At 26.5% G+C, this 25,190-nt stretch carries 20 protein-coding genes; 17 read left to right on the top strand and 3 right to left on the bottom strand.

Going from position 1 to position 25,190, the window contains the following annotated elements:
* The first annotated feature begins 249 nt into the window (after positions 1 to 249).
* The 8 genes from HMPREF2852_RS08850 (at position 250) to HMPREF2852_RS08815 (ending at position 7,832) form a co-directional block, all read left to right on the top strand.
* On the top strand, positions 250 to 930 hold the full coding sequence (locus HMPREF2852_RS08850) for a phosphoribosylaminoimidazolesuccinocarboxamide synthase (RefSeq protein WP_070607829.1): 681 nt from the start codon (positions 250 to 252) through the stop codon (positions 928 to 930).
* 12 nt (positions 931 to 942) lie between these two features.
* Positions 943 to 1,425, top strand: coding sequence for a 5-(carboxyamino)imidazole ribonucleotide mutase (gene purE, locus HMPREF2852_RS08845; RefSeq protein WP_004838298.1), 483 nt, complete (start codon positions 943 to 945; stop codon positions 1,423 to 1,425).
* On the top strand, positions 1,422 to 2,705 hold the full coding sequence (locus HMPREF2852_RS08840) for an amidophosphoribosyltransferase (RefSeq protein ID WP_070607825.1): 1,284 nt from the start codon (positions 1,422 to 1,424) through the stop codon (positions 2,703 to 2,705). The genes purE and HMPREF2852_RS08840 overlap by 4 nt, the downstream gene beginning before the upstream one ends.
* 1 nt (position 2,706) lies before the next feature.
* The gene (gene purM, locus HMPREF2852_RS08835; protein ID WP_070607822.1) at positions 2,707 to 3,732 is read left to right on the top strand and encodes a phosphoribosylformylglycinamidine cyclo-ligase; all 1,026 of its coding nucleotides are present in this window, start codon (positions 2,707 to 2,709) and stop codon (positions 3,730 to 3,732) included.
* Entirely contained in the window at positions 3,704 to 4,321 is a 618-nt protein-coding gene (gene purN / locus HMPREF2852_RS08830) for a phosphoribosylglycinamide formyltransferase (RefSeq protein WP_070607820.1), read from the top strand. The genes purM and purN overlap by 29 nt, the downstream gene beginning before the upstream one ends.
* Before the next feature lie 9 nt (positions 4,322 to 4,330).
* Positions 4,331 to 5,575 (top strand): phosphoribosylamine--glycine ligase, encoded by a 1,245-nt coding sequence (gene purD / locus HMPREF2852_RS08825; RefSeq protein ID WP_070607817.1) that lies wholly within the window; start codon positions 4,331 to 4,333, stop codon positions 5,573 to 5,575.
* Between the two features lie 144 nt (positions 5,576 to 5,719).
* The gene (locus tag HMPREF2852_RS08820; RefSeq protein WP_070607814.1) at positions 5,720 to 6,571 is read left to right on the top strand and encodes an SDR family oxidoreductase; all 852 of its coding nucleotides are present in this window, start codon (positions 5,720 to 5,722) and stop codon (positions 6,569 to 6,571) included.
* Complete coding sequence (locus HMPREF2852_RS08815; protein ID WP_070607960.1) at positions 6,561 to 7,832, top strand: dicarboxylate/amino acid:cation symporter; 1,272 nt, start codon at positions 6,561 to 6,563, stop codon at positions 7,830 to 7,832. Before HMPREF2852_RS08820 ends, HMPREF2852_RS08815 begins: the two co-directional genes overlap by 11 nt.
* 44 nt (positions 7,833 to 7,876) lie before the next feature.
* On the opposite strand, the gene HMPREF2852_RS08810 is transcribed toward HMPREF2852_RS08815, so the two are convergent.
* Entirely contained in the window at positions 7,877 to 8,296 is a 420-nt protein-coding gene (locus HMPREF2852_RS08810; protein ID WP_070607810.1) for a Fur family transcriptional regulator, read from the bottom strand.
* Positions 8,297 to 8,389: 93 nt separating this feature from the next.
* On the opposite strand from HMPREF2852_RS08810, the gene HMPREF2852_RS08805 reads away from it, so the two are divergent.
* The 8 genes from HMPREF2852_RS08805 (at position 8,390) to addA (ending at position 22,645) form a co-directional block, all read left to right on the top strand.
* Positions 8,390 to 9,502, top strand: a complete 1,113-nt coding sequence (locus HMPREF2852_RS08805) for a metal ABC transporter substrate-binding protein (protein ID WP_070607807.1) — start codon at positions 8,390 to 8,392, stop codon at positions 9,500 to 9,502.
* The gene (locus HMPREF2852_RS08800) at positions 9,503 to 10,168 is read left to right on the top strand and encodes a metal ABC transporter ATP-binding protein (RefSeq protein ID WP_070607804.1); all 666 of its coding nucleotides are present in this window, start codon (positions 9,503 to 9,505) and stop codon (positions 10,166 to 10,168) included.
* The gene (locus HMPREF2852_RS08795; RefSeq protein WP_070607801.1) at positions 10,161 to 10,955 is read left to right on the top strand and encodes a metal ABC transporter permease; all 795 of its coding nucleotides are present in this window, start codon (positions 10,161 to 10,163) and stop codon (positions 10,953 to 10,955) included. Before HMPREF2852_RS08800 ends, HMPREF2852_RS08795 begins: the two co-directional genes overlap by 8 nt.
* 73 nt (positions 10,956 to 11,028) lie before the next feature.
* Positions 11,029 to 11,751: a YaaA family protein gene (locus tag HMPREF2852_RS08790; RefSeq protein ID WP_070607798.1), complete on the top strand. Its 723-nt coding sequence runs from the start codon at positions 11,029 to 11,031 to the stop codon at positions 11,749 to 11,751.
* Positions 11,748 to 12,842 carry an exonuclease SbcCD subunit D gene (locus HMPREF2852_RS08785; protein ID WP_070607795.1) on the top strand — a complete coding sequence of 365 codons (1,095 nt, stop codon included), beginning with the start codon at positions 11,748 to 11,750 and terminating at the stop codon, positions 12,840 to 12,842. Before HMPREF2852_RS08790 ends, HMPREF2852_RS08785 begins: the two co-directional genes overlap by 4 nt.
* On the top strand, positions 12,839 to 15,901 hold the full coding sequence (locus HMPREF2852_RS08780) for an AAA family ATPase (protein ID WP_070607792.1): 3,063 nt from the start codon (positions 12,839 to 12,841) through the stop codon (positions 15,899 to 15,901). Before HMPREF2852_RS08785 ends, HMPREF2852_RS08780 begins: the two co-directional genes overlap by 4 nt.
* Positions 15,898 to 19,257 (top strand): PD-(D/E)XK nuclease family protein, encoded by a 3,360-nt coding sequence (locus HMPREF2852_RS08775; protein ID WP_070607789.1) that lies wholly within the window; start codon positions 15,898 to 15,900, stop codon positions 19,255 to 19,257. Before HMPREF2852_RS08780 ends, HMPREF2852_RS08775 begins: the two co-directional genes overlap by 4 nt.
* Complete coding sequence (gene addA / locus HMPREF2852_RS08770; protein ID WP_070607784.1) at positions 19,250 to 22,645, top strand: helicase-exonuclease AddAB subunit AddA; 3,396 nt, start codon at positions 19,250 to 19,252, stop codon at positions 22,643 to 22,645. Before HMPREF2852_RS08775 ends, addA begins: the two co-directional genes overlap by 8 nt.
* Here the strand turns inward: addA and ymfI are convergent.
* Positions 22,626 to 23,354 carry an elongation factor P 5-aminopentanone reductase gene (gene ymfI, locus HMPREF2852_RS08765; protein WP_070607781.1) on the bottom strand — a complete coding sequence of 243 codons (729 nt, stop codon included), beginning with the start codon at positions 23,352 to 23,354 and terminating at the stop codon, positions 22,626 to 22,628. The two genes, addA and ymfI, sit on opposite strands and share 20 nt — an antisense overlap.
* A 51-nt stretch (positions 23,355 to 23,405) precedes the next feature.
* On the opposite strand from ymfI, the gene HMPREF2852_RS08760 reads away from it, so the two are divergent.
* Positions 23,406 to 24,245, top strand: a complete 840-nt coding sequence (locus HMPREF2852_RS08760; protein WP_070607778.1) for an aldo/keto reductase — start codon at positions 23,406 to 23,408, stop codon at positions 24,243 to 24,245.
* 61 nt (positions 24,246 to 24,306) lie between these two features.
* On the opposite strand, the gene pdxS is transcribed toward HMPREF2852_RS08760, so the two are convergent.
* Complete coding sequence (gene pdxS, locus HMPREF2852_RS08755) at positions 24,307 to 25,173, bottom strand: pyridoxal 5'-phosphate synthase lyase subunit PdxS (protein WP_315940764.1); 867 nt, start codon at positions 25,171 to 25,173, stop codon at positions 24,307 to 24,309.
* Positions 25,174 to 25,190: the final 17 nt, after the last annotated feature.

Genomic DNA, 25,190 nt, shown 5'->3' with positions numbered 1-25,190 from the left:
TAAATGAAAAATATTAAAATTTATCAAAAAACTTTCTTGACAATTAAAATTTACCTTGGTATTATGAATTTGAACGAAGAATAGGCTCATTGAAATGGGCGAAAGTGTACCTAGGGATCTGTTTTTTTCAAGACCGAGCGGTACGGATATTTTTAAGTATTACACCAGAGGGACAAAAGCCCAGGAGGATAGGTTTCGTAGCCTGTCCTTCTGGGCTTATTTTTTGTAAAAATTTTTAAGGAGAAAAAAATGAATACAATCTACGAAGGTAAGACAAAAAATTTGGTTGAAGAAGATGGAAAATACTTTTGTTTATTTAAGGATACTATGACAGGAACTGATGGAGTATTTGATACTGGTGGAAATCAAGTTGCTGGCGAAAAAGAAGGCGCTGGTCAAGAGTGTCTTAAAGTTTCTAAATTTTTCTTTGAAAAAATAAATGAGGCTGGTGTAAAAACTCATTATCTTGGAGCGGACCTTGATAAAAATCTTATGGAAATTGAAAAGTGTACAGTTTTTGGAAAAGGTTTAGAAGTTATTACAAGATTTAAAGCTGTTGGCTCTTTTATGAGAAGATATGGTCTTTATGCAACTGAAGGACAAGATCTTGATGCTTATTCTGAAATTACTTTAAAAGATGATGATCGCGAAGATCCACTTATAACAGAAGATGGATTGGTTGAATTAAATATTTTATCTCACGATGAATACAAAAAAATTATAGAAGAAAATAAAAAAGTTGCAAGACTTGTAAAAGATATTTTGGCTGAATATGGACTTGATTTGTATGATATAAAATTTGAATGGGGCAGACTTGCTTCAAGCGGAGAAGTTGTTTTGATTGATGAAGTTTCTGGTGGAAATATGAGAGCTTACAAAGATGGAGATTATATTGAACCTATGGAATTGTCAAAATATTTGGGACTTTAATAAGGAGTTTATATGAAAGTTTCTATAATTATGGGCTCTTTGTCTGATAGTCCAATCGCTGATAAGGTTGTTTCAAAATTAATGGAATTTGGAATTGATTACGAAGTTAAAGTAATTTCTGCTCACAGAGCTTTAAAAAGTTTAGAAAAATATGTAAAAGAAAGCGAAGATGAAAGCGAAGTTTATATTGGAATTGCTGGAAAGGCTGCTCATTTATCAGGAGTAATTGCAGCTTTGACAACAAGACCTGTAATTGGAATTCCTGCAAAATCATCTCATCTTGGTGGACTTGAAGCTTTACTTTCTACTGTAGAAATGCCAAGTGGCGTTCCTGTTGCAACTGTTGCAATCGGTGGAGGAGAAAATGCTGCAATTTTGGCTACAGAAATTCTTGCAATAAAATATGATTCTTTAAGAGAAAAATTAAAGGATATGAGAATAAAAATGAAAGAAACTATAGATAATTCTGAATATGAATATAAGGCAAATAAATGAGTGGAATTGTAGGAATATTTTCAAAAAAGAAATATAAAAATGTTTTTCCCGAATTATACTCTGGCCTCTATGCAATCCAACATAGAGGCCAAGAGTCAATGGGAATATCACTTCTTGCTCATGAAAAATTATCAGAAATTAGAGGTAAGGGAGAAATCGCCAACAATATTAGCCTAGATAATATTTCAACTCTTGCAGGAAATGTTGGTCTTGGTTATGTAAAATATAGATTTGCTGAAGATGATAAATCTCTTATGCCTATGCCATGGTTATTTTATCCTAAAAATTCAAATTTTAAAAATTTGATTGCAATTGATGGAAAATTTCTTGATGAAACAAGTCCTGAAGATGTTGTAAATAAATTAAATTCGAATAATATAGATGAAATTATACAATTTATAAACAATTTAAAGGGAGCATATTCTATTATTCTTGTAAATGGAAATAGGATGATTGCGATTAGAGATCCTTATGGAATTAAAAATCTTTGCGTTGGTAAAAAAGAAGATTCTTATATAGTTGCAAGCGAATCTTGTGTGATTGAATCAATTGATGGGCAACTTTGTCATGAATTAAAACCAGGAGAAATTTATATAGTTGACGATAATGGAGAAGAATCCTATTTTGCAAAAGAGCTTTCTAATTCTCCTTGCATTTTTGATTTTGTTTATACTGCAAGACCGGATTCTTCAATAAATGGTGTTAGCGTCTATGATGCAAGAATTAAAATGGGAGAAATTCTTTACAAAGAACATCCTGTTGATGCGGATATTGTTGTTGGAAGTCCTGATAGTGGATTAATTTCAGCTGTTGGATTTTCGCGTGCATCAAATATAAAATACGAAAGAGCAATAGTAAGAAATAGATATATAAATAGAACATTTATTCTTCCAACAAATTCAATGAGAAAAAAAGGAATAAGAATTAAATTAAATCCAATAAAACATCTTATTGAAGGAAAAAGAGTTGTTCTTGTGGATGATTCAATTGTAAGAGGAAATACTATAAAAAGAGTAATAGAAATATTGAGAGAGTCAGGAGCAAAGGAAGTCCACATTAGGATTGCATCTCCTCAAGTAATAAAAGAAGAAACTTTTACATTTGATGTGCCAGACAAAGATCATTTAATTAGTAACAACAGAAGTGTAGAAGAAGTTAGAAAAATTATAGGAGCAGATTCTTTGGGATTTATTTCCCTAGAAGGATTAAGACAAGCTTGTGGAAATAAAACATATTACGAAAATTGTTTTAATGGATATAACCCTTTAGAAAGGATATAAAATGCCAATAAATTATAAAGACGCTGGAGTCGATGTAGCTAACGGTCAAAAAGAAGTCGAACTTATAAAAAAATTAGTAGAAAAAACTCAATCAGAAAATGTTTTGAGCAAACTTGGAGGATTTTCTGGTTTATTTAGTTTGGAAAATTTAAATATAAAAAATCCGGTTTTGGTTTCAGGGACAGATGGAGTTGGAACTAAAGTTATACTTGCTCAGATGATGGACAAGCACGATACAATTGGAATTGATTGCGTGGCAATGTGCGTAAATGATATTCTTTGCCAAGGAGCAAAGCCCTTATTTTTTCTAGATTATATAGCATGTGGCAAACTTGTTCCAGAAAAAATGGAAAAAATTGTAAAAGGAGTAGCTGACGGATGCCTTCAAGCTAATTCTTCTTTGATTGGCGGAGAAACTGCAGAAATGCCAGGTCTTTATAAGGAAAATGACTATGACCTTGCAGGTTTTTGTGTAGGAATACTTGATAAAGAAAAAATAATTACTGGAGAAAAAATTAAAAAAGGCGATCATATTTTTGGTTTAAAATCTTCAGGAATTCATTCAAATGGCTATTCTCTTGTAAGAAAAATTGTTTTAGAAAAAGAAAAATTATCTTTGGATGAAAAAATTGAAGAACTTGATACAAGCCTTGGAGAAGAATTATTAAAACCAACCAAAATTTATGTGAAAGAAATTTTAGACCTTCTTGAAAAAATTGAAATAAATGGCCTAAGCCATATTACTGGTGGTGGATTTTATGAAAATATTCCAAGAATGATTCCAGATGGACTTTGTGCAAAAATTGATGTGAGAAATATTCCTCTTCCAAAAATATTTTCACTATTAGAAAAATGGGGAGAGCTTGACAAAAAAGATATGTACGAAACTTTCAACATGGGCGTAGGACTTGTTTTTGCAGTCGATAAAAAAGATATTGAAAAAGTTAAAGAAATAATTGATGAAGATGAGCTTTTGGACCTTGGAGAGGTTATAGAAAATGATGAAAAAATCGACCTCAAATTCTAAAAAAATTGCAGTTTTGATCTCAGGCTCAGGAACAAATCTTCAAGCTATAATTGATTCTTGCCAAAATAAAATTATTAATGGGAAAATATCTATAGTAATTTCAAACAAAGAAAATGCTTACGGGCTTACAAGAGCAAAAAATGCCTCAATTAAAACATTGGTTTGCAAAGATAATGATATTTTGCTTGATACTTTAATAAAAGAAAAAATCGATCTTGTTGTTCTTGCAGGCTATCTTAAAATTTTACCTCAAAAAATAATTGACAAGTTTGAGTCAAGAATTATTAATATCCATCCATCCCTTATACCATCATTTTGTGGGATGGGATTTTATGGAAGAAAGGTTCACGAAAAAGTCTATGAAAAAGGAGTGAAATTTACTGGAGCAACCACTCATTTTGTTACAAAAGATGCAGATGATGGCCCAATAATTTATCAAGAAATTGTAAAAATTGACCAAGAAGATACAATCGATGATATAGCAAAAAATGTTTTGGAAAAAGAACACGAGATTTTGATAAAATCAGTAAAAGATTTTTGTGATGATTTATTTTACATAAAAAATAATAAGGTTTTCTTAAAAAAATAGGAGTTTTTGATGAAAGTTTTAATAATTGGAAATGGTGGAAGAGAACATGCACTTGCTTGGAAAATTTCACAATCAAAAAAAGTAGACCAAATATTTATGGCAAAAGGAAATGCTGGCACTAATTCTTTTTGCAAAAATATAAATATCGAACCAACAGATATAAAATCCTTGGTTGATTTTTCTAAAAAAGAAAAAATTGATCTTACAATTGTAGGACCAGAAGATCCTTTATGTATGGGAATTGTAGATGAATTTGAAAAAAATAATCTTAAAATTTTTGGACCAAACAAAGAATGTGCAAAATTTGAAAAATCAAAAAAATTTACCAAAAATTTCCTAGAAAAATATAAGATACCAACAGCAAAATATAAATCTTTTGAAAATTTTGACAATGCCTTAAATTCCCTAAAAGATTTTTCCTATCCTTTAGTAATAAAAGCTGATGGGCTTTGTCTTGGAAAAGGCGTTATAATTTGCGAAGACGAAAAAAAAGCTAAAGAAAGTCTTGATGATATTTTTAATAAAAAAATATTTGGCGATGAGGGAAAAACTGTTGTAATCGAAGAATTTTTGAAAGGCGAAGAAGCTTCACTTTTGTGTTTGGTGTCAAACAATAAATTATTTCCATTAGAAACTTGCAAAGACCACAAGCAAATTTACGATGGAAACAAAGGTCCAAATACTGGAGGAGTTGGAACATATTCTCCAAGTAAATTTTCGCAAAAAACAGGGGAAAATATAGAAATAATTTTAAAGCAAATTGAAAAAGGACTGGATGATTCAAAACTTTCTTACAATGGAATTTTGTTTATTGGATTTATGATTGATAAAGATAAACCAAAAATATTAGAATTTAACGTAAGATTTGGAGATCCAGAAACAGAAACCCTAATGCCAAGACTTGAATCAGACCTTGTAGAAATTATAGAAAAAACTCTTGATAAAAATCTAAAAAAAGAAGATATAAAATGGTCAGATGATTATTCCCTATCATTAATTCTTGTTTCAGATGGTTATCCATTAAAATATGAAAAAAATAAAGAAATAAGTGGACTTGAAGATGTAAAAAATTCAATTATTTTTCACAATGGAACAAAATTAGAAAATGGAAAAATTTTATCAAATGGTGGACGAGTTCTTACAATAAACGCAAAAGCAAAAACTTTAGAACTTGCAAGAAAAATCGCCTACGATGATTGCGAAAAAATAAAATACGAAAATAAATATTATAGAAAAGATATTGGATTAAATTAGCTAGTTTAACTAGCTTTTTTTATTTGATTAATTTATTTATTAATTTTTATGTAAGATAAAGAACAAACAAAAATGAAAAATAATTTGCAATATGTTATAATAAAACATATAATTGTTTTTAAAAAAATATAGAAAGGAAAATTTATGAGAATTAATACAATTTGGATTACAGGAGCTCATGGAAGACTTGGGTCAACTCTTGTAAGATATTTAGATCCTTTGGAAGCTGAAATAATTGCAACTGACAAAGATGAAGTTGATATTACAAAACAAGAAGAAGTAAATTTGTTTGTAGATAGAAATAGACCAAAAATAATTATCAATTGTTCGGGCATTACAAATAGATTAAAATGCGAAAATGATCCTGATAAAGCATATTTGTTAAATGCTTTGGGAGCAAAAAATATTGCTATTGCGTCAAATAGGGTTAGAGCAAAACTTGTTCAATTATCAACAGCAGATGTTTTTGATGGACAAACAATTCATCCATACAAAGAAATTGATAAGGCAAATCCAAATACAGTTTATGGAAAAAGTAAATTTTTGGGGGAAGAATTTGTAAAAAATTTTGCTAATAGATATTTTATAGTTAGGGTATCAAGACTTTATTCAAAAGAAAATAATTTGGTTGAATCAATTATTGAACAAGCAAAAAATGGTATGGTTAAAGTGCCAAAATCAAGATATGGTTCGCCAACATCAGCCTATGAGCTTTCAAAATTTTTGATTTCAATAATGGGAACTAATGCCTATGGAATTTATCATGCTTCATGTGAGGGGACTTGTTCCTTTAGAGCTTTTGCTCAAAAAATTATTGATATTACAAAAATTGATGCAAAGGTAGAAGAAGTTAGAGATTCTGATAGAATTGATTTTGAACCAGCCTTTAGGGGAATAGATAATTATTTTTTAAATCTTTTGGACAAAAATACTTTTTCAACTTGGGAAGATGCCTTAAAAGATTACCTGAGAAGGGAGTATGGTTATGAAAGCTAAATCTAATAAAAAATTAGGCTTAACTTCTAAAATTTTTATTGCCCTAATTTGTGGAATGATTCTTGGAATTGTAATGCATTATTTTGTACCAAAAGGTCATATTAAAGATGATATTATAATTGATGGAATTTTTTATTTATTAGGTCAAATGTTTATAAGAGCTATGCAAATGCTAGTTGTGCCATTGGTATTTTTTTCAATCGCTGATGGCTGCAGAAATATGGGAGATACAAAAACTCTTGGAAAAGTTGGAATAAGAATTGTATTATTTTATCTTTTGACAACAGCCCTTGCAATAATTATTGCTCTTTCTTTGGCGTCAATTATAAATCCTGGAAAAGGAATGAATATGGAGTTGGGTTCAAATGAATTTAATATGGACGCTGGAGAAAAAACTTCAATGAAAGATACGCTTTTAAATATGATTCCAACAAATCCTATTGAAGCTTTGGCAAAAGGCGATATGCTTCAAATAATTATTTTTGCAGTTATAGTTGGACTTTTGATTGCAGGAATGGAAGATAGGATGGAAACTTTGGGAAATATAATTACAGAAATGAATGAATTAATGATGAGTATGACAATGGCTGTAATGAAACTTGCACCAATAGGAGTATTTTTCTTAATAGCAAGAACATTTTCAAATCTTGGTTACGATGTAATTTTGTCTATGCTTTCATATATGATTTCTGTAATTTTGGGACTTGCTTTCCAACTTCTGATAGTTTATATGCTGCTTTTGACGATTTTTGTAAGAGTAAATCCATTTGCTTTTCTAAAAAAATATTTTCCAGTTATGACTTTTGCATTTTCAACCGCATCATCAAATGCAACAGTTCCATTAAATATTCAAACTCTAGAAGATATTGGAGTTGATAAAAAAATTTCTTCATTTACAATTCCTTTGGGAGCGACAATAAATATGGATGGAACTGCAATAATGCAAGGAGTAGCTGTAGTATTTATTGCAAATGCTTATGGAATTGATTTAACGTTGAATGATTATTTAACTGTAATATTAACAGCGACGATTGCATCAGTCGGTACAGCAGGAATTCCATCAGTAGGACTTGTTACTTTATCAATGGTCTTGTCATCAGTTGGACTTCCAGTAGAAGGAATTGCTATGATAATGGGAATAGATAGAATTTTGGATATGGCAAGAACAGCAATAAACACAACAGGAGATGCATCGGGAACAATTATAGTTGCAAATTCTGTAAATGCATTTAATAAAGAAAAATTTAATAAAAGAGTTTAAAATAAAAAAAGTTGGTAAAGAATTTTCTTTATCAACTTTTTTATTTATTTAATTTTTTTTTGACACTGTGGACAAATTCCTGTAAATTCAAAACTGTGCCCTTTGATTACAAAGCCAGTATCTTTTTCTATCTCTTCTTCAATTTCATGGATTGGGCAATTTTCTATTATAAATTTTTTATTACAAGAAATACACCTTATAAAATGTTTGTGATTATTAGAATTTAATTGAAAATAAGAAATGCCATCTGTATTTGTATTTTTTAAAAGGAGATTTATCTCTTCCAATGTATTTAAATTTCTATAAATTGTTGAAAGATCCATATTGATATTTTCTTCTTTTAATTTTTCTAAAATTTCTTCTGCAGAAATTGGATCATCATTTTCAATTATCTTTTCTAAAATTATTTTTCTTTTTTCAGTAACACGAATCTTATTTTGCTTTAGTAAATCTTCTGCTTTCACAATCTCACCTCTATAAATATATTACCATATTGACAAAAAATGAAACAGCTATATAATATTCTTTGCAAATGATTTGCAATAAAAGGAGGAAAAATGAAAAAGAAAATTTTAGCAATAATTTTGGTTTTCGGAATTTTTGTTACAGGATGTGCAAAAAATAATGAAAAATCAAATATAAATTCAAATAATTCAAATCAAACAAGTCAAAGTGAAAATAAAGATAAAGAAACAATTTATGCTTCTTTTTATCCAATTTATAATATAACAAAACAAATTGCAGGAGATAAATTCAATGTAAAATCTTTTACAAATTTAAATACAGAAGTTCATGATTTTGAACCATCTGCAAAAGATATGGCAGATTTGTCAAAGGCAAAAGTATTATTTTTAAATGGAGCAGGACTTGAATCTTGGCAAGAAAAAATAGCAGAATCTTCAAAAGTTGAAATTGTTGATACTTCTAAAGGAATTAATTTAATAGAAAATACGCATGAAGATGAAAAAGAACATGATAAAAAACGTGAAGATAGACCTAAATCTTGTTGTGACGCTCCTCATTATCACGAATCTTTAGATGAAGATGAAAAAGAGGATGTAGATAATCATGAAGATAATGAAAAACATGAAGATAGCGAAAAAGAAGAACACGAACATGAAGATGGAGAAGAACACCACCATCATGGAGCATATGATCCTCACATTTGGTTATCTCCAAAAAATGGAATAATTCAAGCAAAAAATATAGCAGAAAAACTTTCAGAAATTGATCCAGAAAATAAAGATTATTATATGGGAAATTTTGAAAAAATAAAAAAAGAGCTTGAAGAAATTGATAAAGAATATGAAAAAAAATTAGAAAATAAAGAAAATAAAAAATTCTTAGTAGACCACGAGGCATTTTCTTATCTTGCTCGTGATTATGGTTTAATTCAAGTTCCGCTTACATCAATAACTTCAACAAGTGAAACTGATGCAAAAACTATGAAAAATGCAATTGATTATGTAAAAAAAGAAAAAATCACTGCAATTTTTTATGAAAAAGGCGAGTCTGATAAAAATGTAAAGACTTTGGCAGATGAATTATCTCTTGACGCAAAAGCTATAAATACTATAGAATATGCAAGTGATGATGATTTAAAAAATGAAAAAACTTATCAAGAATTGATAAGAGAAAATTTTGAAATAATGGAAAGTAGTTTAAAATAAATGAAAGATATAGAAGTTAAAGATGTAGTCTTTTCTTATGGCAAGGATGAAGTTTTAAATAAAGTTAGTTTTGATTTGAATAAAGGCGATTTTTTGACTATTCAAGGAGAAAATGGCTCTGGTAAATCAACTTTAATAAAATTAATTTTAAAGGATTTGAAAAAAGATTCGGGAGAGATTAAATTATTTGGGACAAATATAGAAGATTTTAATGCTTATTCAAAAATTGGCTATGTACCACAAGTAAATGATTTAAACAAACTTGCCTTTCCAGTAACAGGAGAAGAATTTGTAATTTTAAATTTGTATAAGAAATTTAATATTTTTAACAGACCAAGCAAAAAATGCTATCAAAAGGTTCGTGATATTTTTGAAATTTTAAATATTGAAAATCTTTTGCATATTCCTTTCAATCAACTTTCAGGAGGGCAGGCTCAAAAAGTTATGATAGCAAGGGCAATGGTAAATAATCCAGAGGTTTTGCTTTTGGATGAGCCAACAGTTGGTGTTGATGAAAAATCAAAAAGAGACTTTCTTAAACTTCTAGCTCACTTAAATGATAAACACAAAATTTCAATTTTGATGATAAGTCATGAAATGGATGTTGTTAGAGAATTTTCTAAAAGAGAAATAAGGATAAAAAATGGAAGGATAGTTGATGCTTAGTTATGAATTTATGCAAAGGGCAATTTTAGTTGGGCTTATGCTTGCAATAATAATTCCTATGATTGGAATTGTTATGGTAAACAGGAGGACTTCTATGATTGGAGATGCCTTATCTCACACAGCCCTTTCGGGAGTTGCTCTGGGTTTAATTATTGGAATAAATCCAGTTTTTACTTCAATAATAATTTGTATTGTTGCAAGTTTTGCAATTGAAATAATTAGGAAAAAATTTAAAAGTTTTGGCGATATGGCAACGGCTATTATTATGAGTCTTGGAATTGGACTTGCAGGAATTTTATCAGATTTTACACCAGGTGGAACAAGTTTTGAATCATTCTTATTTGGTTCAATAACAAGTGTTACGAGTGAAGACGTAATTATTGTAAGTGTAATTTTTATTCTTGTTTTATTTTTTAGCCTTTATTTATATTATCCGCTTTTGTATAATTCAATTAGCCCTTTGATGGCAAATCTTTCTGGAATTAATTCAAAATTAATTTCTAGCATTTTTACATTTTTGACAGCCATTACTGTGGCAATTTCTACAAAAACTGTAGGAGCTTTGATGATTTCGTCATTGATGGTTCTGCCAGTTGCAAGTGGGCTTTTGATTTCAAAATCTTATAAAGAAACTTTTATAAAATCAATTATAATTGCAATAATTTATATGATGGCAGGAATAAGTGCAAGTTTTTATCTTGGAATAAAACCAGGTGGTGCCATAGTGGTTATTGCAGTTTTTGGAATGATAATTTCTCTAATAATTCAAAAAATTTTAAAAAGATAGGTTCGCCTGTCTTTTTTTTGTGGAAATTTTCTATGATATAATTAATTTAGAATGAAAAATAGAAAGGTTTGATATGAAAATTATAATTTCGCCTGCAAAAAGGTTTAAACATTTTGAAAATGAAAATACACAAGGACTTTTGTTTGAAGACGAAACAAAAGAATTAGTTGAAAATTTAAAAAAATATTCAATAAATGATTTAGCAAATATGTTTTTTTGCAATGATGATCTTGCTATAAAAGCTTATTATGATTACAAGGATTTTGATTTTGAAAATTTAAAAAATCCAGCGATTTTTTCTTATGATGGACTTGTTTTTAAGCAATTTAAAAAAGAAGATTTTAATGACTTAGAATATTTGAATGATCATGTTTATATTATTTCTGCCTTATACGGTTTGTGCAAGCCTTTTACAGGAATTTCTGATTATAGACTTTATATGGATTCAAAAGGAGTAGATATGTATGGATTTTGGGCTGATAAAATTTACAAAAAAGCCTTTGAGGATGAAAATTTTATTATAAATTTGGCGAGTGCTGAATACGCTAAGCTCATAAAAAAATATTTGAAAAAAAATCAAAAATTTTTGACCTTGACCTTCAAAGAAAATAGAAATGGAAAAATTCGTTCAATTGTTTCATATACAAAACAAATGCGTGGGAGAATGTTAAAATATTTAATTAATAATAAAATTTCAGATACTGAAGAAATTAAAAAAATAAATCTTTGTGATTATATTTATGATCCAATTAATTCAACAAAAGATGAGTATATTTTTGTGAGGGAAAATAAATGAAATTATTACATTTATCAGATCTTCATATAGGAAAATCAATAGGCTCATATTCTTTGCTAAAAGATCAAAAATTTTGTCTTGACCAAATTTTAAAAATTATTAAAGATGAAAAAGTAGATATTGTTTTGATTGCAGGAGATATTTTTGATACAGCTATTCCAAATAATGAAGCTATGAAAGTCTATTCTGATTTTGTGGATGAAATTATTTTTAATTTGAAGAAAAAAATTATAGCAATTTCTGGAAATCATGATTCGGGAAAAAGGCTTGAAATTTCTAAAAGTTTTTTTGAAAAAAATTCTTATTATATTTATGGAAATTCTTCTGATGAAAAAATTTCTTTTGATGATGAATATGGTAAAGTTAATTTTTATCCGATTCCTTATATTTCCCTTGCAAGGGCAAAAAATGAAATTGATTCAAATATAGAAAATTTTACTGACCTTTATAAAGTTTTATTAAAAAATATAGATTATAAGGATAGGAATGTTTTGATTACTCATTGTTATGCAAATGAAAAGCCGTATGAAGATGAAAAAATAGAAGGAGAAAAACCTCTTACAATTGGTGGAAATGATGCTATGGATGCTCATTTATTTAAAAATTTTGATTATGTAGCTTTAGGTCATCTTCATAGGAAGCACTTTGTCCTTGATGAAAAAATTAGGTATTGTGGGACTTTTATGAAATATTCATTTTCTGAAATAAATCAAAAAAAATCAGTAACTGTTATTGATTTAAAAGAGGATTTAAAAATAAAAGAAATTGAAATTAAACCTTTAAATGATTTTGAAAAAATTTGTGATTATTTTGAAAATATTTTGAAAATGGAAAATTCAAATGCTTATATAGAATTTACTTTAAAAGATGATAAGCCAATAGATTCTCCGATGGCGAAATTAAAAATGAAATTTCCTCATGCAGTTTCAATAAAGTACGAAAAATCAATAAATATTGAAAAAGATGAGGATATTGATATTGATTTTGAAGAATTATCAAGCATGGAAATATTTGAAGAATTTTATAAGTTTAAGATGAATGAAAAAATGACAGATTTAGAAAAAGAAATACTTAAAAAGGTGATACAATGAAGCCAGTAAAACTTGAAATGTACGGATTTATGACCTACAAAAATAAAACTTTTATAGATTTTACAAAAATATATGATTCCAAAATTTTCATAATTTCAGGAGATACTGGAAGTGGAAAAACTACAATTTTTGATGCTATAAGCTTTGCACTTTTTGGAGAAATTCAAAGAGAAGGATTTAATTCGAACGATATTAGAAGTGATTTTCTAGGTGGAGATGATCCTATAACTTATGTAGATTTTTATTTTGAAATTGATGGAAAAAATTATAGGATAAAAAGAATTCCAAATCAAAAAGCAAAAAAATCAAGAGCAAATGTCAATGTTTCTCACAGCGTAGAATTTTATAAAATCGAAAATGAAAAGGAAATTCTAATATCTGATGGACCACAAAAAACAGATAAAAAAATAATTGAAGTAATCGGACTTGATTATAATCAATTAAATAGGGTTATGATTCTTGCGCAAGGAGAATTTTCAAAATTTTTAAAATCAAATTCAGATGAAAAAGCTGAGCTTTTGTCAAAAATTTTTTCGTCTTATCTTTACAAGGAAATAGAAGAAAAACTGAAAGAAGCAAGCAAAAATTCAAAGAGAAATTTGGATATGATTTCTAATAGCTTGGAAAATGAAATTGTAAAAAATGAACTCTTAGAAGATAAAGTTGATGATGAGTTAATAAAGCTTAAAGATTTTCAAAAAATTATAGATATTATAGAAGATTTGCTTTTAGAAAGTGAAAAAAATATTCAAATAAAAAATGATGAGAAATTATCTCTAAACAAAAATCTAGAAAATGAAAATTCCAAGCTAAATTTCTATGAAAAAGAAAATGAACAAATAGAAAATTACCAAAATTTATTTAAAGAAAAAGAAAAACTTTTAGAAGATGAATCTTTTTATAAAAATTTAAAGAAAGATTTGGCTTACGCAGAAAAATCTATAGGAGTTAAACCATATTACGATTCTTTTCTTGACTTAAATAAAAGCCAAAAAGATTTGAAAATAAAATTAGATTTTGAAAATGAAAATTTAAAGGCCATTGAAAAAGAATTGAAAGAAAATAAAACTTATCTTGGAAATAAGGATGAGCTTTTAAAAATCATCGACCAAAAGAAAGAAAATATAGTAAAAAATCTTGAAATTTTAAATAAATTTGAAAATCTACAAAAAATTAAAGATGAATTAGATAAAAATAAAAAAGCATTTGAAGATGGAAAAATTTATAAAAAATCCATAGAAAATAATTTAAAAGAAAAAGAAAAAATAAATGAAAAAATAAGAAAAAAATCAGATGAATTGCTAGAGTTTTCTAGAAATCTTGAAAAAATGACAAAGAAAAGCCACAATGCCTATCAAAAAGTTTTTGAATGTCAAAGTCTTTATGAAAAAGCGCTAATTAATGATGAAAAAATTAAAAATTTAAATGATGAAAAAATTCAATTTGATAAGGCAAATAAAGCTTATGAAAAAGCAAAAATCTTATTAGATAGGGCAAAAGAGAACAAAAAATCTATACAAATAAATGAATTTAGGAAAGATTTAAAAGAAAAAGGAATTTGTCCGATTTGTGGAAGGATTTATAAGGGAGAAATTGAGTTTTTAGAATCTTTTGACCTTGATATAGAAAAAATTGAGAAAGATTTTTTTGATTTGGAATTAAAAATTAATCTTTCTAAAGATAAAATTTCAGATTTGGAAAAATCAATAGATTTTAATATGGAAAAGGCGGAAGATATTGAAAAAAATCTTCAAAATTATAAAAATGAACATGAAAAATTAAAAAAATCTTACGACAAATCCAATCAAGAATATAAAAAAGAAATAAGATACAAAAAAGATTTGGAAAAAGAAGCTTTTGAGATTGAAAAAATAATTGGAGATTTAGAGAATAAATTAGAAAATTTAGGTAATTTGAACAATATAGAAGAGCTTGAAAATAAATTTAAAATAAAAAAAGAAGAGCTTGATGATTTTGATGAAAAAAAAGTTATTGAAAATGTAAATTTTGACAAAAAATTTGTCGAAAATGAAGAAAGAAGAATTAAAAAGATTGATGAGAAAATAAAAAACTTAGAAAAGGAAAAATCTTCATCAAATTCAAAGGTAGAATCACTTACATCTTATATAAAAATAAATCAAGAAAAAATTTTAAAGGCTGAAAATATTTTTGAAAATAAGATTAGGGAAAATTTTAAGTGTATAGATGAATTTTTGAAATACTTAGAAAAATCCAAGGACTTAATTGATAGAAAAGAAGAAATTCAAAAATATTTTGAAAACTTAAACAATATTTCTATAAGGCTAACAAGTCTCAAAGATTACGCAAACAAAGAAAAATTTGAAACGGATAAAATAAAAGAAAATATTGAAAATTTAAAAAATATTTTGGAAGAAACAAATGATTCAATTTTTTCTCTTAAATTAAACGAAACAAGATTAAAAGATAGCAAAAATAAAATATATTCGATAGAAAAAAACTTCAATAAATTAAAAAATGAGGATGGAATTTTATATAAACTTTCAAAAATTGCTGATGGTTCTTTGTCAAATGTTTCTGGAAGGGAAAAATTAAATTTTGAAACTTATGTTCTTTCTCATTATTTTAGAAAAATTTTATCACTTGCAAATATAAGGCTTAAAGAAATGACTGATGGTCAATTTACAATGATTAGAAAAAAACAAACTAATGATAAGAGAAAAAATTATGGACTTGATATAGAAATTTTGGATTCAAATACGGGAAAAATAAGAAGCGAGGCTTCTCTTTCTGGTGGAGAAAGTTTTATTGCATCACTTGCTTTGGCTCTTGGACTTTCTGATGAAATAAGTATGGAAAATGGTGGAATAAAAATTGATACGCTTTTTATTGATGAAGGTTTTGGAACTTTATCAGATGATTATTTGGAAAAAGCAATAAGAACAATTGAAAAATTATCCTATGATAATAAATTTATTGGTTTAATTTCTCACGTAAAGGAATTAAAAGATGCTATTGATGCAAAAATTGAAGTTTCATATTCTAAAACAGAAGGATCAAGTTTGAAGGTGGTTGTATGATAAAAATAATTATGAGCAAATTTCCTAAAGAAAATTCATTTTATATTTACAAAGACATTGAAAAAAATTTGGATAAAAAAGAAAAAACATTTCTTATAGTTCCAGAACAATATACACTTGAAAGTGATATGGATTTTATTGATTCAATAAAATATAAGTCGGTTATGGATGCAAAAGTTTTATCATTTTCATCTTTAATTTCATATATTTCTCAAAGGCTAAGTCTTAAAAAAAATGAAAATTTAAATCAAGTTTCTAAGGCGATTTTACTTACAAGCGTACTTGATGAAATAGATAATAAATTAAAACTTTTTTCAAACAAATCATTTGATATTGATTTTGTAAATAATCTTTCTGATTTTTTCTCAAATATTAAGGAATATTATTTTGATGATGAATTTTTTGGAAAAATTAATAAAAATGAAAATTTAGATCCAATGACAAAATTAAAATTTGAAGAAATCAAAATGATTTATGATTCTTATATAAAAAAGCTTGAAAATTCTTATATCGACAAAGAAGATGAGCTTGAAATTATAAAAGATAATATTAAATATTGCGATTTTTTTAAAAATGTTAATTTTTATTTTGATAAATTTGATTTTTTGTCTGACCTTAAAATAGATTTTATAAAAGAGTTAATAAAAATAGGAGCAAAAGTTACGATTTCAATTTGCCTTGATTGGAAATATTATGAAAATAATATAGCAAGCGATATGGATATATTTGATCAAGCAATTCGCTTTGTCGAAAGCTTAAAAAATATAGACAAAATTAAAATTATAAATTTAGAAAAAGAAAATGAGCTTTTGGATATTAAGCACCTCTATGAAAATTTTGAAAAATATAATCCCCAAATTTATCAAGAAAAAACTAAAAATATAAATATTGTTGAATCAATTTCTTCAACAAATGAAATTGAAAATAGTAGCCTAATTATAGAAAAATTGATTAGAGAAGGTCATAGATATTCTGAAATTTCTTTGGTTTTAGCAAATAGTGATGAGTACGAAAATCTTGTAAAAAGAATTTTTGCAAGGAGCGAGATTCCTATTTTTGTTGATAAAACAAAAAAATTATCCGACAATCATATTTTAAAAACTTGGCTTTCTATGATTAGACTTGTTGTTTTTAATTTTAGAAAAACAGATCTTGAGGCTTTTATAAGATCAAATGTAATTGATTTTGGAGAAAATGCCTACGAAAGGATTTTAGATTTTCAAAATTATATTGAAAATAGAAAAATCAAAGGGGCGATGATTTTTGATGATAAGTATTTTGTTTTAGATGAAAAATTTTATGAAAATGATGAGAAATTAAAAAAAGAAAAAGAAGATGAGCTTAAAAATGTAAATTCAATAAGAAAAATTTTAATAGACTTATTGTATGACCTATATAAAATTAGAAATAAAAAGATTAAGGCGAATGATCTTGTAAAAGAAATTTATAAGAGTTTTGATAAAAAAATAATAAAATCAGGTTTTAATCATTATCAAGAAAATATAAGGGAAAATAGGCTTGAAATTTTTGAAGAAAACAAACAAGTTTGGGATAAATTTTTGACGAATTTAGAACAAATAGCAACAATTTTGAATGATAGTCCTACAAAGCTTAAAAAAATTTATAAATTAATAGAAAATTCTTGTAAGGCAACATCAATTGGAATAATTCCTCCTGCAATCGACCAAGTTTTAATTGGAGATTTTTCAAGAGATAGGATAAATGATAGAAAAATTAAAATTTTTGTTGGAATGACAGATATTTATTTTCCAGGAAATAACAATAGTGAGATGTTAATATCAGAAAATGAAAAAACTGCTTTAGAAAACGAAGGCATTGACCTTAAAATTTACAAAGAAAAAAAGGATGATAAAATTCTTTTAAATTTACTTAGGATGTTTACATCATCGCAAAAAATTATTTTTTCATATTCTTTAATAAATAAAGAAAACGACCCAATGAATAGGGCAACAAGTATTTCTGATATTATAAATATTTTTCCAAATATTTCTTACAAAAAAATTGCCCAAAGTAAATTTGATTTTATAAAATATTCCACAGATCTTTTGGACTTAAAGGCATATCAAATTTTATGGAATATAAAAAACAAAGAAGATACAAAAAAATCAGAAAAGGAATTTGTAAAATCATATCTTAAATTTAAAAAAGATAATATAGAAAATTACAATTATTCAAAAAATTCTTCTTATGACTTATTTATAAAAGGATTTACTTATTCGAACGATAAAAATTTATTGAGTTCTGAAATTTCAAAAAAACTTTATGATAAAAATAAATTTTCAGTTTCAGAAATTGAAACTTATGCAAAATGTCCTTACAAACATTTCATAAATTATGGGCTTATGGCAAAAGAAAATAAAAATTTGGATGTTGATAATTTAGAAATTGGAAATATTGTTCACTATAATATGGAAAATATTTCAAAGAAATTGATAGATATGGATCTTAAAGAATTTGATGATGAAAAATTAGAAAATCTTGTAAAAGAAAGTTTCAAAAAAGCAATCGAAAATTCTCTTGATTTGGGAAGGGCAAATGATAATAAAAATAAATTTATTTTATCAAATATTTATGAGTCAACTCAAAAATCATCTAAAAAAATAATCAATCAAATCAAAGAAGGATATTTTAAAATTGATAGTGTAGAAGAAAAATATGGAAAGGGACAAAAATATCCAGAAGTTTATGTGGATGACAAAAACTATCTTGAAGGAAGAATTGACAGGATTGATAAGTGCGATAATTTACTAAGAATTATTGATTACAAAACTGGTTCAAAAGAAATCAAAATTTATAATCTATTAAATGGCTTAGACCTTCAATTGTTTGTATATATGTTGGCTGCAAAAGAAAAAAAATCTGAAAATTTATTTCCTGTTGCAAGTTTTTATTTTCCCTTAAAAGATGAGGTTAAAAAACTTGAAAAAAATTATGATAAGGATGAGATTAAAAAAATTTATGATGACAAAACAAAAATGAATGGACTTATTATAAAAATCGATGAGGAAATTTTAAATCTTTTGGATAAGAATTTTGACGGCAAAAAATCTGATATTTTTAAAATTACAAGAAGTAAGGATAATATTTTTTCTCTTGAAGAAGAAAAAATAGTGGAAAAATTTATTAAAAAATTAATTTCTTCTTATATAAGTGAAATTAAGAATGGAAATATTAAATTAAATCCACTTAGAATAAATCAAAATTCTTATGAATGCATAAATTGTCCTTATAAGTCAATTTGCAAATTTGATTACACAAGAGATCAAGACAGATTTCATGATATAAGTAAAAATATTTCCATAAATGATATTAAAAAGGAGCAATCAGATGAGTAAATTTAAGTCAACTGATGATCAAAAAAAAGCAATAGAAACAAGAGGAAAAAATATTATTGTTTCTGCTGCGGCAGGAAGTGGAAAAACTAGAGTTTTGGTTGATAGGCTTGTTTCAATTATGCTTGAAGAAAAAATTCCCATAAAAAATATGATTATCGTAACTTTCACAAACAAGGCATCTGTTGAAATGAAAGATAGGATAAGACAAAAATTAAATGATTTATTAAAAGAGGAAAACTCTGACAAAATTTTCATAAAAAATCAAATCAAATCTATAAATGATGCTTTTATAAAAACTCTCCATTCATTTTGTGCAGATATGCTAAGGGAAAATTTTTATTTGTCTGATAATCTTTCTCCTTCTTTTAAAATTGCTGCTGATTCTAAACAAGCACTTTTGAGAAAAGATGCTATTGATGAGCTTTTTGAAGACGAATACGAAAAAAATGATCCAAATTTTATAAATTTTTTGCATAATTTTGCTTCATCAAAAGATGATAAGGATGCAAAAAATATAATTTTGGACTTATATGATTTTTCAAAAAGTCAAATAAATCCACACCAATGGCTTTGTGATAATACAAATAATAATTTTGATTTTGAAAAATTTAAATTTTATATAAAAGAAAGAATCGAAACAATTATTTTAAATGCAAGAGATTTGGAAAATTATATAAAAGAAAAATCCATGAGGGATAAGTATTTTATAATGATTGAAAAAGATTTATCCTATTTAGAAAAAATAAAAAATTCCATAGAAGAAAAATCTTGGGATGAGGTCATAGAAATTTTTGAAAATGGATTAGCGAATATGGTAACAATTTCAAAAAAATTAGATGATCCAAATGAAAATGCCTATGTAAAAGCAAAGAAAAATGCCTACAAAGAAGAATTTAATATTGTAAAAGATTTTGTAAAAAATACAGATTCTATTACTAGGGGATTTTTTAATCCTTTGGAAGATAAAATTTTAAAAGAATTAAAAAATCTTGTGGTTTCTTTTGAAAAAATTTATACAAATAAAAAAAGAGAAGAAAATTATTTGGATTTTTCTGATATGGAACATGAATTTATTAAATTATTGGACAATGAGAAATTACAAAGCAAATTAAAAAAGCAATTTAAATATATTTTCTTTGATGAATATCAAGACTCAAACGACATTCAAAATTATATAGTAGAAAAATTAAAAAATGAAAATAATTTATTTTTTGTAGGAGATGTTAAGCAATCAATTTATGGTTTTAGAAATGCAAGGCCAGAATTATTTTTAAAAAAGCTTGAAGATTATGACACAGATTCAAATTGCCTAAGAATTGATTTGTCCAAAAATTTTAGAACCGATAAGGACTTGATTGATTTTAATAATTATATTTTTGATAGGCTTATGACAAGAAAAAATTCTGACATAGCTTACAAAGATGACAATCACAGATTAAATTATCATTTTGAATTTGACGAAAAATATCCAAAAGTTTCAATCAAAGCTCTTGCAAAAAATGTAAGCGAAGAGGCTTATTTGACAAAAGAAATAAATAATTTAATAAATTCAGGTTTGGAATATAAGGATATTGCAATTTTACTTAGATCATCATCAAAAGCATATTTATTTGAAAATGAATTAAAAAAAGCAGGAATTCCATTTTCATCTGATATTTCAAAAATTTCATTTGAAACAGTTGAAGTAGAATTTTTCATAAATATTTTAAAATATATAGCCAATCCAAACGATGACATTAGCCTTCTTTCAGTTCTTAGGAGTGAAATATTTAATTTTTCTGAAGATGATTTGGCAGAAATTAGTTTATCATCTGAAAAATCTCATTTTTACAAAAAATTTAAGGAATATGAAAAAGAAAATGAAAATAATCTTTCTCAAAAAATTTCTGATTTTAATACGATTTTTACAGATTTTTCTTATATTTTAAATTTTTCTACCATGTATGACTTTGCAAATATTATTTTTGAAAAATCTGGTCTTTATGATTTTTTGAAAGCAAGGGATAGAGGAGAAGAAAGAGTAAAAAACATTGAGGCTTTTATTGAATTGATGGATGATTATGACAAAAATAATGAAAATTCTTTATTTGGATTTTTAGCCTACATTGATAATTTAAAAAATCAAAAAAAAGATAATTTAAAAGCTTCAAGAAATTTATCTGATGATGAAAATTTAGTGAGAATTATGACAATTCACAAGTCAAAAGGTCTTGAATTTAAGGCTGTAATTTTACCAGATTTTTCTAAAAGATTTAATACTCGTGACAATTCAAAAGATATGGTTTTGGATAAGGATTTGGGTATTGGAATTAATATTGCCGATTGGGAAAATAAAATAAAAATTTCGTCTATAAAAAGAGATTTGATTTTAGAAAAATCTAATCTTAATGATAAAAAAGAAGAAATGAGAGTTTTATATGTTGCGCTAACTCGTGCTGAAAGAAAAATTTCTATAATTGGAAAAAAAGATCTAAATGAAAAAGGGCTTGAAAAAGTTTTAAATGCAAACTCAGTTTTGGATTTATCATCTTATATGGATTGGATTTTAAAAGTTTTGTGCGATGATAAAATAATGAGTAATTTTGTTGATATAGATTATAAGACAGATGCTTTTAATAAAGGATTTTTGGAAATAAAATATATTGAATATTTCATAGAAGATTATAAAAAAGATTATACAGATGTTGAAAAACTTATTGAGGCAGATGAGTATAATCAAAAAATTTATAAAGATATAGAAGAAGTTTATAATTTTTCTTACAAAAATAAGGAAAATATAAATAAATCTTTGAAAAAATCTGTAACAGAAATTGCAAAAAATTATGATTTATCAAAAGATGGCTACGAAAAATCTCCTTTTGAAGAAAATGAAGATTTTTATGAATTTAGAAAGCCAAATTTTGAAGAAATAAAATTATCAGCAACTGATAAGGGAACTTTAATCCACAAAATTTTCCAAGAATTAGAATTTAAATCTTATGATTTAAATTCATTAGAAAAAGAAATAAATAAATTAGTCGATTTAGGAAAAATAAAAAAAGAATATCGCCCATATATAAATTTTGAAAATATTTTAGGATTTTTTAATTCAAAAATCATCCAAGATTTAATGAAAAAATCACCAAAAATTCGAAAGGAAGAATCATTTCTTAGAAAAATTGATGATTTTTATGTAAATGGTCAAATTGATATAATGTTTGAATCCCAAAATGAAGTTGTACTTATGGATTTTAAAACAGATTCTTTAAAAAGAGAAGGATTTTATGATAAGCAACTTGAAATTTACAAGGACTCCATAGAAGAAGCTCTTGGAAAAAAAGTTATATCATCTTATATTTATTGGTACAATTTTAAAGAATTTGAACAAGTTAATAAAAACCACCGTTAATATCAAAAATGGAACCTGTAATATAAGAACCTTTTTCAGATATTAAAAATTCAACGAGATTTGCAATTTCTTCGGATTTTGCAAATCTTTTTTCTATTAAATCTTCTTTCAAAGATTTTTTATCATCTTCAGATAAATCAAATTTTGTCATATCGGTATCTACAATTCCTGGCGCAATCGCATTTACCCTAATATTTGATGGCAAAAGTTCTTTTGAAAGAGCCTTTGTAAAAGAATTTACTCCACCCTTAGTCGCAGAATAAGCAACTTCAAAACTTGCTCCCAAACTTCCCCAAATTGATGAAATATTTATAATAACTCCAGATTTTTGACCAACCATATTTGGAATTGCTCTTTTTGAAGTTAAAAAAATTGAGGATAAATTTGTCCTTAAAATTTCATTCCAATCGGACAAAGTCATATCTTGAATTAAACCAAAATAAGAAATGCCTGCATTATTTATTAAAATATCAACATGAGAAAAATTTTTCTCAGCAAGATCAAATAAACTATTTATTTCATCTTCATTTTTAACATCACATTTTACAGCAATTACATTTGGATTTTCTTTTCTCAAATCTTCTAATAAATTTAAAGCTTTTTCTTTATTTTCCTTATAAGTTAAGATTAAATTGTAGGATTTATTTAATTTTTTTGCAATGGCAGCACCAATTCCTCTTGATGCGCCCGTTATTAATACAGTTTTCATAAAATGATTATATCATATATTAAAGGGTAAAACTTAAAACAGGAGGATGATATGAAATATTACAAACTAAATGACGGAAATGAAATACCAGCTTTGGGTTTTGGTACTTATAAAATTACTGACAGAAATGACATGGCAAATGCAATCGAGGCATTTTTTGAAAATTCTTATGAATATTTAGATACAGCAAAAATTTATAATAACGAAAAAATGATAGGAGAAGAACTTAAAAATTCTGGTAAAAAAAGAAATGAATATAAAATAGCAACCAAAGTTTGGCCAAGTGATTTTGGCTATGATAAAACTAAAAAATCTCTTGACGAATCTTTGGAAAAATTGCAAACAGATTATTTGGACGTGGTTTTACTCCATTGGTTTGGAAAAGATTTTGAAAAATCATGGAAAGTTTTTGAAGATTATAAAAGACAAGGGATTATAAAAACAATAGGAGTTTCAAATTTTGAAATTTCTCAATTAAAAAAACTTTTAGAAATTGGAGAAAAACCAGCAATCGACCAATTAGAATCTAGCCCACATTTTCAAAATGATGAAACTGTTAGATTTTTAAAAGAAAATAATATTCTTCATCAAGCTTGGTCGCCAATTGCAAGAGGCAGAAGTGAACTTTTGGAAGAATTTGTAATTAAAAAACTTGCAAATAAATACAATAAAACGCCAGCCCAAATAGTTTTGCGTTGGCACATTGAAAGAGGCTCAATGCCAATTCCAAAATCAATAAATCCAAAAAGAATAAAAGAAAATATAGAAATATTTGATTTTTCACTTGACGAAAAAGATTTGAAAGCAATAAAATCAATTGACCTTAAAAAAAGATACTCATCAGATCCTGAAGATGAAAATTGGTTAAAAGAATTATTAAAAAGAATATAAAGAAAAAATTCTGCAGTTTAATGCAGAATTTTTTTATGGGGCATATTGTTTGATTTTTATTTTATCTATTTTCAAAAATTTCTTTTATTTCGTCTTCATTTATTCCGACCATAGCTTCGCCGAGATCTTTTGAAACTTCTAAAATAATTTCTGGTTTATCAAAATTTTCTACGGCTTTTACAATTGCATTTGCTCTTTTTTCTGGATTTCCAGATTTAAAAATTCCACTTCCTACAAACACACCGTAAGCTCCAAGTTGCATCATCAAAGCTGAATCGGCAGGAGTTGCAACTCCTCCAGCAGAAAGATTTGCTACAGGAAGTTTTTTATTATCTCTTACATATTTTAAAAGATTTACATCAACCGTTAATTCCTTTGCGTATGAAAAAATTTCATCATCAGTTAAAACAGAAATTCTTTGGATTTCTCTGTTAATTTCTCTCATGTGTCTTACAGCTTGGACAATATTTCCTGTTCCAGCCTCGCCTTTTGTTCTAATCATTGAAGCTCCTTCAGAAATTCTTCTCAAAGCTTCAGAAATATTTCTTGCTCCACATACAAAAGGAGTTTTAAATTTCTTTTTGTCGATGTGATTGTAATCATCAGCTACAGTCAAAACTTCAGATTCATCTATGTAATCAACTCCCAAGGCTTCAAGAATTTGTGCTTCAACAAAATGTCCAATCCTTACCTTTGCCATTACAGGAATTTTTACAGCATTCATTATCTCTTCAATCATTTTTGGATCGCTCATTCTTGAAACGCCACCAGCAGCCCTTATATCTGCAGGAACTCTTTCAAGAGCCATAACAGCACTTGCACCAGCTGCCTCTGCAATTTTTGCTTGTTCAACGTTCATTACATCCATAATAACTTTTTTTTCAAATTGAGCATTTATATTTTTTTCAATCATTTTTTTCTCCTTAATATTTATCTTGATTCTAT

It is taken from the genome of Anaerococcus sp. HMSC065G05, assembly GCF_001812365.1.
Taxonomy (GTDB): Bacteria; Bacillota; Clostridia; order Tissierellales; family Peptoniphilaceae; genus Anaerococcus; species Anaerococcus vaginalis.
Note: the sequence above shows the minus strand (reverse complement) of the source record. Positions and strands in the feature narration are given on the sequence as shown.

Bases quoted from the DNA above. Each gene is read 5' to 3' on its own strand.
- HMPREF2852_RS08850 (WP_070607829.1), top strand. From the start codon at position 250: ATGAATACAATCTACGAAGGTAAGACAAAAAATTTGGTTGAAGAAGAT.
- purE (WP_004838298.1), top strand. From the start codon at position 943: ATGAAAGTTTCTATAATTATGGGCTCTTTGTCTGATAGTCCAATCGCT.
- HMPREF2852_RS08840 (WP_070607825.1), top strand. From the start codon at position 1,422: ATGAGTGGAATTGTAGGAATATTTTCAAAAAAGAAATATAAAAATGTT.
- purM (WP_070607822.1), top strand. From the start codon at position 2,707: ATGCCAATAAATTATAAAGACGCTGGAGTCGATGTAGCTAACGGTCAA.
- purN (WP_070607820.1), top strand. From the start codon at position 3,704: ATGATGAAAAAATCGACCTCAAATTCTAAAAAAATTGCAGTTTTGATC.
- purD (WP_070607817.1), top strand. From the start codon at position 4,331: ATGAAAGTTTTAATAATTGGAAATGGTGGAAGAGAACATGCACTTGCT.
- HMPREF2852_RS08820 (WP_070607814.1), top strand. From the start codon at position 5,720: ATGAGAATTAATACAATTTGGATTACAGGAGCTCATGGAAGACTTGGG.
- HMPREF2852_RS08815 (WP_070607960.1), top strand. From the start codon at position 6,561: ATGAAAGCTAAATCTAATAAAAAATTAGGCTTAACTTCTAAAATTTTT.
- HMPREF2852_RS08805 (WP_070607807.1), top strand. From the start codon at position 8,390: ATGAAAAAGAAAATTTTAGCAATAATTTTGGTTTTCGGAATTTTTGTT.
- HMPREF2852_RS08800 (WP_070607804.1), top strand. From the start codon at position 9,503: ATGAAAGATATAGAAGTTAAAGATGTAGTCTTTTCTTATGGCAAGGAT.
- HMPREF2852_RS08795 (WP_070607801.1), top strand. From the start codon at position 10,161: ATGCTTAGTTATGAATTTATGCAAAGGGCAATTTTAGTTGGGCTTATG.
- HMPREF2852_RS08790 (WP_070607798.1), top strand. From the start codon at position 11,029: ATGAAAATTATAATTTCGCCTGCAAAAAGGTTTAAACATTTTGAAAAT.
- HMPREF2852_RS08785 (WP_070607795.1), top strand. From the start codon at position 11,748: ATGAAATTATTACATTTATCAGATCTTCATATAGGAAAATCAATAGGC.
- HMPREF2852_RS08780 (WP_070607792.1), top strand. From the start codon at position 12,839: ATGAAGCCAGTAAAACTTGAAATGTACGGATTTATGACCTACAAAAAT.
- HMPREF2852_RS08775 (WP_070607789.1), top strand. From the start codon at position 15,898: ATGATAAAAATAATTATGAGCAAATTTCCTAAAGAAAATTCATTTTAT.
- addA (WP_070607784.1), top strand. From the start codon at position 19,250: ATGAGTAAATTTAAGTCAACTGATGATCAAAAAAAAGCAATAGAAACA.
- ymfI (WP_070607781.1), bottom strand. From the start codon at position 23,354: ATGAAAACTGTATTAATAACGGGCGCATCAAGAGGAATTGGTGCTGCC.
- HMPREF2852_RS08760 (WP_070607778.1), top strand. From the start codon at position 23,406: ATGAAATATTACAAACTAAATGACGGAAATGAAATACCAGCTTTGGGT.